The organism is Pseudomonas brassicacearum, from assembly GCF_003732265.1.
Classification (GTDB): Bacteria; Pseudomonadota; Gammaproteobacteria; order Pseudomonadales; family Pseudomonadaceae; genus Aquipseudomonas; species Aquipseudomonas brassicacearum_D.
The window spans coordinates 1-254 of sequence record NZ_MOBK01000068.1; the positions used below are offsets into that span (position 1 = coordinate 1).

Sequence of the window (254 nt, forward strand, 5' to 3'; positions counted from 1 at the left end):
CGGCGCATCTTGTTGCTCGCAGCCGTTGAGCAGCACTGCACCAAGCAGGACCGAGAGTCGCACGAAAGACACCATGACATCCCTGATCCCTACCAACACAGGGCTACAGGGTGCACAAAACCTGCGGGAGCAAGCTCACTCCCACAGGTCCACAGGTAAGTGCTTAGGGTTTACGGGTGATGATCACCTGACTTTTCGCCACGACCGCGTCCAGCGCCCGTTTGATCTGCGCGCCGCGAGGGGACGCCAGAACC

General features: G+C 60.2%; 1 pseudogene. It reads right to left on the bottom strand.

Annotated elements, in window-relative coordinates:
* Nucleotides 1–163: 163 nt before the first annotated feature.
* Nucleotides 164–254: pseudogene (locus BK660_RS30075) on the bottom strand (class I SAM-dependent methyltransferase); the annotation flags it as partial.